General features: G+C 66.1%; 9 protein-coding genes. 4 read left to right on the top strand and 5 right to left on the bottom strand.

Annotated features, from left to right (window positions below; translation table 11 throughout):
* The 4 genes from N878_RS10265 to flgB all read right to left on the bottom strand — a co-directional run.
* On the bottom strand, nucleotides 1-696 hold a 696-nt coding region (locus tag N878_RS10265; protein WP_021443571.1), incomplete at its 3' end, for a flagellar hook-basal body complex protein.
* A 36-nt stretch (nucleotides 697-732) separates the two neighbouring features.
* Complete coding sequence (gene flgD, locus N878_RS10270) at nucleotides 733-1,410, bottom strand: flagellar hook assembly protein FlgD (RefSeq protein ID WP_021443572.1); 678 nt, start codon at nucleotides 1,408-1,410, stop codon at nucleotides 733-735.
* Nucleotides 1,410-1,838: a flagellar basal body rod protein FlgC gene (flgC, locus tag N878_RS10275; RefSeq protein WP_021443573.1), complete on the bottom strand. Its 429-nt coding sequence runs from the start codon at nucleotides 1,836-1,838 to the stop codon at nucleotides 1,410-1,412. The genes flgD and flgC overlap by 1 nt, the downstream gene beginning before the upstream one ends.
* Before the next feature lie 2 nt (nucleotides 1,839-1,840).
* Nucleotides 1,841-2,194: a flagellar basal body rod protein FlgB gene (gene flgB, locus N878_RS10280; protein WP_031302991.1), complete on the bottom strand. Its 354-nt coding sequence runs from the start codon at nucleotides 2,192-2,194 to the stop codon at nucleotides 1,841-1,843.
* 105 nt (nucleotides 2,195-2,299) lie between these two features.
* Between flgB and flgA the strand changes: the two genes are divergently transcribed.
* The 4 genes from flgA to N878_RS10300 all read left to right on the top strand — a co-directional run bounded on the left by flgA (nucleotide 2,300) and on the right by N878_RS10300 (nucleotide 5,839).
* Nucleotides 2,300-3,091, top strand: a complete 792-nt coding sequence (flgA, locus tag N878_RS10285; RefSeq protein ID WP_021443575.1) for a flagellar basal body P-ring formation chaperone FlgA — start codon at nucleotides 2,300-2,302, stop codon at nucleotides 3,089-3,091.
* A 248-nt stretch (nucleotides 3,092-3,339) separates the two neighbouring features.
* Nucleotides 3,340-4,176, top strand: a complete 837-nt coding sequence (lafA, locus tag N878_RS10290; protein WP_021443576.1) for a lateral flagellin LafA — start codon at nucleotides 3,340-3,342, stop codon at nucleotides 4,174-4,176.
* A 353-nt stretch (nucleotides 4,177-4,529) separates the two neighbouring features.
* Nucleotides 4,530-5,366, top strand: coding sequence for a winged helix-turn-helix domain-containing protein (locus tag N878_RS10295; RefSeq protein WP_021443577.1), 837 nt, complete (start codon nucleotides 4,530-4,532; stop codon nucleotides 5,364-5,366).
* Nucleotides 5,363-5,839: a hypothetical protein gene (locus tag N878_RS10300; RefSeq protein ID WP_021443578.1), complete on the top strand. Its 477-nt coding sequence runs from the start codon at nucleotides 5,363-5,365 to the stop codon at nucleotides 5,837-5,839. The genes N878_RS10295 and N878_RS10300 overlap by 4 nt, the downstream gene beginning before the upstream one ends.
* Nucleotides 5,840-5,943: 104 nt before the next feature.
* Here N878_RS10300 and N878_RS10305 read toward each other — a convergent pair.
* The coding region (locus tag N878_RS10305; protein WP_021443579.1) for an OmpA family protein at nucleotides 5,944-6,529 on the bottom strand (586 nt) is incomplete at its 5' end.

Here is a 6,529-nt window from a genome sequence, read left to right on the forward strand (position 1 = left end):
GGTGAGGCTGCCGTTGGTGCCGAAGGTCAGCGCCTGCGGGCCGCCGACCGCGGCGCCGTCGGCGTAGTAGTGGGCTTCCCAGGCGTTGTCGGCGGTCTTGACGAAGTACTGGGTCAGGGTGTGTTCCTTGCCCTGGGAGTCGAACACCTTGGTGGTGTAGGTGGAGTTGTAGGTGTTGACGTCCGCCGGGTCGAAGGGCGCGGTGGCCGGCACGGCCTGGTTGGAATCCAGGTTCATGACGAAGGCCAGGCTGTCGGTGGCGCGCGCCGGCAGGTTGGCGTTCTGCAGCTGCAGATCGCCCACGGCGCCCACTAACAGGTTGCCGGCGGCGTCTACCGGGTAGCCCTGCAGCACCTGGCCGGTGGCACTGACGATGTTGTTGTTCTTGTCGGCGCCGAACACCCCGGCGCGGGTGTAGCTGACGTCGCCGTTGCCGCCGCGGGTAACGAAGAAGCCGCCGCCGGAAATGGCCAGGTCCAGGCTACGCCCGGTGGTCACCAGGGAGCCGCCCTGGCTGATGCTCTGGGTGCTGGCCAGCACTTCCACGCCCATCGCCTGGCTGTCGGCGTAGATGCTGCCGAACTCGGTGCGCGACGACTTGAAGCCGGTGGTGCCGGCGTTGGCGATGTTGTGGCTGATGGTGTTGAGTTGTTCGTTGACGGCGCTGAGGCCGGTCATGGCGATATTGAAACTCATGGCGACTGGACCTTTGAATTAAGCGAAGAAATGGAATCAGAGCAGGCCGGCGGTGTGCGCCTGGCCGAACTCGGTGATGTTGTAGAAGGGCACGGAGCCCACGCCGACCACGTCCAGCACCGGGCCTTCGGCGCTGACGCGCACCTGGGTGACGCGACCGGCCACCTCGACCTTGGGGTACTCGCCGCTGTCGCTGACCACCTCGACCTGGTAGCGGCCGGGTGGCAGGCCCAGCGCCTTGGGGTCCAGCTCGAAGGGCACCGCGCCCGGCGCCTGGCTGCCCAGCGCGACGGTCTTCTTCACCCCGTTGCCGTCGGTAAGCACCAGGCTCAGCTGGCCGGCGGCATGTTCCAGGTTGAGCGCGCCACTGATCTTGTCTTCGCCCAGCTGCAGCTGCTCGGTGGCCACCTTGACCTCCTGGCCGACCAGGCCGGCGGCGGTGAGGGTCTGCAGGTTGTCCATCAGCACCAGGTTGCTCTTGCTCAGCGAGGCCATGTTTTCCAGGCTCTTGACCTGGCTCATGGCGGCGAACTGGTTGAGGAACTCGGTGCTGTCCACCGGCTTGGTCGGGTCCTGGTTCTGGATCTGCGCGACCATCAGGCTGAGGAAGTTGTTCTCCAGCTGGGTCGCGTCGCTGACGTTGACCGCCTGCGTCACCGCCTCCTCGATGCCGTAGACGTGATTGCTCTGGCTGTTGTTGCTGACCGTGGTCATCAGGATTCTCCGAGCTTGAGCAGGCCCTGCTGCATGCTTTTCAGGCGGTTGAGCACTTCTACGCTGGTCTCGAAGCTGCGCGTGGCCGACATCATGTCGGTCATCTCCTCGATCTGATCGATATCGGCGTAGAACACGTAGCCCTGGTCGTCGGCCAGGGGGTTGTCAGGCTCGTAGCGGCGCACCGGCTCGCGGCCGGCGCCGACCACGTCGAGCACCTGCACATGGGCACCGCCCATGCCCAGGCCGCGGGTCAGCTGGTCGTTGCCGTACACCGCGGCGAACACCGGCTTGCGCGCCTGGTACACGTCCTCGGCCTTGGCCGCGGCGGAGTCGGCGTTGGCCAGGTTGCTGGCCACGGTGTTGAGGCGCACGGTCTGTGCGTTCATCGACGAGCCGGCGATGCGGTAGATGGAGTCGAAAGCCATGATCAGCGCCCCTCGATAGCCTGTTTCAGGCCCCTGAATTTCATGCTGAGAAAGGTCAGGCTGGTCTGGAAGTCCATGCTGTTCTTGGAGAACGCCGCCTGCTCCACACTCAGCTCGACGCTGTTGCCATCCTGCGACGGCTGGGTCGGGATGCGGTACTTGAGTTCCGCGCTGCTGGCGGCGAAACGCTGCTGCGGGTCGAGCCGCTGCATCTCGCCGGCGAAGTCGATATCGCGGGCGAGAAAGCCCGGGGTGTCCTCGTTGGCCAGGTTGGCGGCAAGAATCTCGCTGCGCTGCATGCGCAGTTCGAGAGCGCGCGTATGCAGGCCCACCACCTCATCAATCCGTATACTCATTCACCGCTACCCTTAACCCAAGGTTGTGCTGCAGTGCCTTGAGCACAAAGCGTGCCCAACCTTTACGAGAGCAACAGACCTTTGATTTATAAGGGATTTTCTAGGATGCACGAGGCTTTCCGCGTCGCCCGGCTTCCGCATCGACAGAGTGCCGGGAGGAAAAGCGGAAGGACCTTTTCCGCCTGCGCCCGCGCGCTTTTCCTCCTCGCCCTGCTGCCATTCGGCGCCGCGCGCGCCGAGCCGGATGCCGCCGGCCAGATCGACCAGGCGATTGCCGCGCACATGCAGCAGCAGCTCGCCGCCGAGGCCAAGCGCCAGGCCTGGCAGGGCATGCGCCACAGCCTGAGCACCACCCTGCTGAGCGGCGCCGAGCGGCTGCCGGCCTGCAGCCAGACGCTGGAGCTGAGGGTCGCCGGCGATGCCCCCTCGCCCCTGGCGCGCCAGCGCCTGCAGCTGAGCTGCGCCGACACCCCGGGCTGGACGCGAGTGGCATTGGTTCAGGCCAGCGTGTTGGTGCCCGCGGTGCACGCCGCACGGGCGATCGAACGCGGCCAGACCATCGCCGCCGAACAGCTGCAACTGCAGGAGGTGAACGTCGCCAAGGCCTCACGCGGCTTCTACAACAGCGCGGACGAGGTGATAGGTCAGGGCGCCAAACGGCGCATCCGCGCCGGCGCGCTGATCGCCCCTAGCCTGCTGACCACCCCGCTGCTGGTGCGCCGCGGCCAGCAGGTGACCATAGTCGCCAGCCAGGACGGCATCGCCGCCTCGGCCACCGGCGAAGCCCTGGGCAACGGCCGCGCAGGCCAGGTGATCCGCGTGCGCAACCTCGGCAGCCAGAAGGTGATCGAGGCGCAGGTGGTGGAAGAAGGGGTGGTGACCAGCACCTTCAGATAACGCCGATGCGTAGGGTGGAAAGCCGCGCAGCGTTTTCCACCGGCAGAACAGCGGCGCCAGCACTTGATGAAGCGTGCGCGGGCGGTGGATACACCAGACGACATCTCTCCACGACGAGCCGGCCTGCCGAGCTGTCGCAGAAAAATTCCTCAGCGCCATTTAAGCAGCGTCAGAAGCCGGTCGCCTTACCCCCATAGCAGGCAATCAGCCAGCTTCACTCAAGCGCTCAAGCAAGAAGGAATACGCACATGGCTCTGTCGATTCATACCAACTACTCCTCGCTGGTCACCCAGACCAACCTGACCAAGACCAACAACGCCCTGGGCGCCAACCAGCAGCGCCTGGGCACTGGCCTGCGCATCAACTCGGCCGCCGACGACGCCGCCGGCCTGCAGATCGCCACTCGCCTCAACGCCCAGTCGCGCGGCATGGACATGGCCATGCGCAACACCGGCGACGCCGTATCGCTGCTGCAGACCGCCGAAGGCGCGTTCAACGAAACCACTGACATCCTGCAACGCATGAAGGATCTGGCCACCCAGGCGGCGAACGATACCAACTCCGTCGATGACCGCGCCTCTCTGCAAGCCGAGTACGACGAACTGGCCAAGGAAGTGACCAACATCTTCAACAACACCAAGTACGCTGGCGAAGCGCTATTCACCACCAAGCTCGCAGCTCCGGTCAACTTCCAGATCGGTTCCAGTTCGGCTGAAACCCTTGCATTTGACGTCAGCGCAGATCTGACTGCTCTGGATACCACTCTCAACACCACCATTGCTGCCTTTACACTCGATAGCGCCGCCAACGCCGGCACTGCAATCGATGGACTGGAAACTGCGCTGAACGAAGTCGGCTCGATGCGTGCCCAGTTCGGCGCCAACATCAACCGCCTGAACCACACCGCCAACAACCTGAGCAACATGAAGGACAACACCGACATGGCCAAGGGTCGCATCATGGATGCCGACTTCGCCAAGGAAAGCGCCAACATGACCAAGAACTCGATGCTGATGCAGTCGGGCATCTCCATGCTCAAGCAAGCCGGCCAGATGCCGGGCATGGTCATGTCCCTGCTGGGCTGATCCCGCGTCATCCGGGCGCAACGGATTGCGCCCATCCCCCCGAACGCCCTGCCTCGAGGAGGCGTTTCTCATGGCCCCGCCGCCGCCCGTCGCTCTCTCGCCTTATCAGCCAAACCGATCAAGCGTCATCCAGCCACGGCGTGCTCGAGCAAGCGCCGGCGATTCTCGCCGATAGCGTCGACTTCGCCCGCGCACCGGCTGGTATTGGGTCAATGCCTGCAGCAACCGGCAACCTGCCCGCGCAGAGGGCGGCTGGTACAAGACTTGCCACTGCATTTTCCTGACGCCAGAATGCCGACAGTCCATCGCCGGGAACCATCCCGCATGGAACCGCCGCTCGCCTCAAGGAACGCATGAACACCAGCCCCGAAACGCCGGTAGCCGAGCCGGGAAGCAATATCGCCTGCCTGATCATCAAGACCGGGCGGCGCGACTGCTATGCGCACTTCTACCCGGCGCTGTATCAGCTGACCCTGGTGAAAAGCGGCATCGAGGAGAAGATCGACCTCGGCTACTCCGGCAGCCGCCTGCTCGAACGCCTGCTGCAGGAACCCGGCGAGGTGGTGTCGCGCGACGAGCTGATGAACCACGCCTGGGCCGACCGGGTGGTCGGCCAGGGCAGCCTCAACCAGCAGATCTACACCCTGCGCCAGGTGCTCGGCGACGAGAAGAGCCGCGAAATCATCCAGACCCTGCCGCGTCGCGGCTACCTGCTCAACCCCAGCCACCTGGTCTACCCGCCGAGCATCGAGGATATCGGCGCGGTCGACGAGCCGATCGCTGCGAGCCCCCCCGGCCAGGCCTTCCTGCAGCGCCACAGCCGCCGACGCGGCTCCTGGCTGGCGCTGCTCGGTTCCCTCGGCCTGGTCGCCGCCGGCCTGTTCGTCGGTCTCTACCTGTTCAGCCTGCCGGCCCGCCTGCACAGCAGCGAGCTGACTCTGGGCCAGGTCAGCGTGCTCTACGTCGACCAGGACGAGCAGCGCCTGCAGCAACTGATCCTGGACACCCACGGCCTGGCCAGGCGCCTGGCGGAGCTGAGCGACAAGCCGGCCGAGCTGATCCTCGGCAACAGCGGCGGCTTCTTCGAGCTGCTGTGCATGCAGCCGGGCGGCGGCGCGCGCTCGCTGATGGTCCACGACAGCCAGCTGAGCCAGCTGGCCGACGCGCAACTGACCCGGTGCCTGCCATGAGCCAGCAAGAACAACGCGGCCTGAGCCGGCGCTGGTTGCTGGCGGCGCTGGGCAGCCTGCTGCTGCTGCTGCTCGGTATCCTCACCCTGTGGCTGAATTTCAAGTCCAGCGCCGAGCTGGACGGGCGCTTCCACTCCAGCGGCCAGGTGCAGCTGAGCAACGGCAAGGTGCTCGACCTCAGCCACAACCTGCAGGTTCGGGGTGGGCGCTTCTACGCCATGACCCGCCAGGGCGACAGCATCCTCGAGACCTCGGGGGTGGTGGAGTACGGCTTTCTCGGCAACTACCGCCTGCGCGTCGAGGACGGCCAGGTCAGCGGCCTGTCCAGCGACGCCGACGACGAGCTGGTGTTCAACCTGCTGTACGGCCGGCACAAGGGCTCGACCATCCGCCTGGTGAGCTTTCGCAACTGCCTCTACGGCCTGGAAACCCGCCAGGTCTACTGCCCGGCGCGGGTGCCGCGCAGCCTGTAGGTTGGCGCTGAGCGCAGCGAAGCTCGACAGCGAACCACGTTGGGCTTCGCCGCTGCGCGGCTCAACCCAACCTACCGCCTAATTGCCCGGTGACCATGGTCATCCTACGAGCCCGGCGCGCTGAACCGCGCGCCCTCGGCGCGATACTCCACGCGCGCCTGCGCCTCGCCGAACAGCTCGCGGTACAGTCCCTCGGCCTGACGGGTCAGCAGCAGCAGCTCGATGCGCCGGTTGGCGCCGTTCTCCGGGTCGTCCGCCAGCAGCGGCATGCCGTCGGCCTGGGCGGTGACCTGCAGCACGGTGGCAGCCGGCAGGCCGGCCTCGACCAGCACGTTGCGCGCGCGCAAGGCGCGGTCGCCGGACAGGTTCCAGTTGTTGTAGCCGCCGACCGCGCCGCGGTAGGGCGTGGAGTCGGTATGGCCGCTGATGATCAGGTGGTTGTCGACCTTGGCCAGGATGCCGGCCAGGCGCTGCAGCAGGGTGGCGAAATGCGCATCCAGGCGGGCACTGCCGCGACTGAACATGAAGCGCTGGGCGTCGTCCTTGATCAGGATGCGCAGGCCCTGCGGCACCACCTGCACCTCGATATTGGCCGCGGCGTCCAGTTGCAGCGCCAGCTGCTCCATCAGCTCGGCCAGCTCCTGCAGCTGCGCCGGCTCGGCATAGTGCGGCCGGCGCGCCTCGCCCGGC

The organism is Pseudomonas sp. EGD-AK9 (assembly GCF_000465935.2).
Classification (GTDB): domain Bacteria; phylum Pseudomonadota; class Gammaproteobacteria; order Pseudomonadales; family Pseudomonadaceae; genus Aquipseudomonas.

Excerpts from the sequence above, each read along its gene's own strand:
- flgD (WP_021443572.1), bottom strand. The coding sequence starts at position 1,410 with ATGACCACGGTCAGCAACAACAGCCAGAGCAATCACGTCTACGGCATC.
- flgA (WP_021443575.1), top strand. The coding sequence starts at position 2,300 with ATGCACGAGGCTTTCCGCGTCGCCCGGCTTCCGCATCGACAGAGTGCC.
- N878_RS10295 (WP_021443577.1), top strand. The coding sequence starts at position 4,530 with ATGAACACCAGCCCCGAAACGCCGGTAGCCGAGCCGGGAAGCAATATC.
- flgC (WP_021443573.1), bottom strand. The coding sequence starts at position 1,838 with ATGGCTTTCGACTCCATCTACCGCATCGCCGGCTCGTCGATGAACGCA.
- N878_RS10300 (WP_021443578.1), top strand. The coding sequence starts at position 5,363 with ATGAGCCAGCAAGAACAACGCGGCCTGAGCCGGCGCTGGTTGCTGGCG.
- lafA (WP_021443576.1), top strand. The coding sequence starts at position 3,340 with ATGGCTCTGTCGATTCATACCAACTACTCCTCGCTGGTCACCCAGACC.
- flgB (WP_031302991.1), bottom strand. The coding sequence starts at position 2,194 with ATGAGTATACGGATTGATGAGGTGGTGGGCCTGCATACGCGCGCTCTC.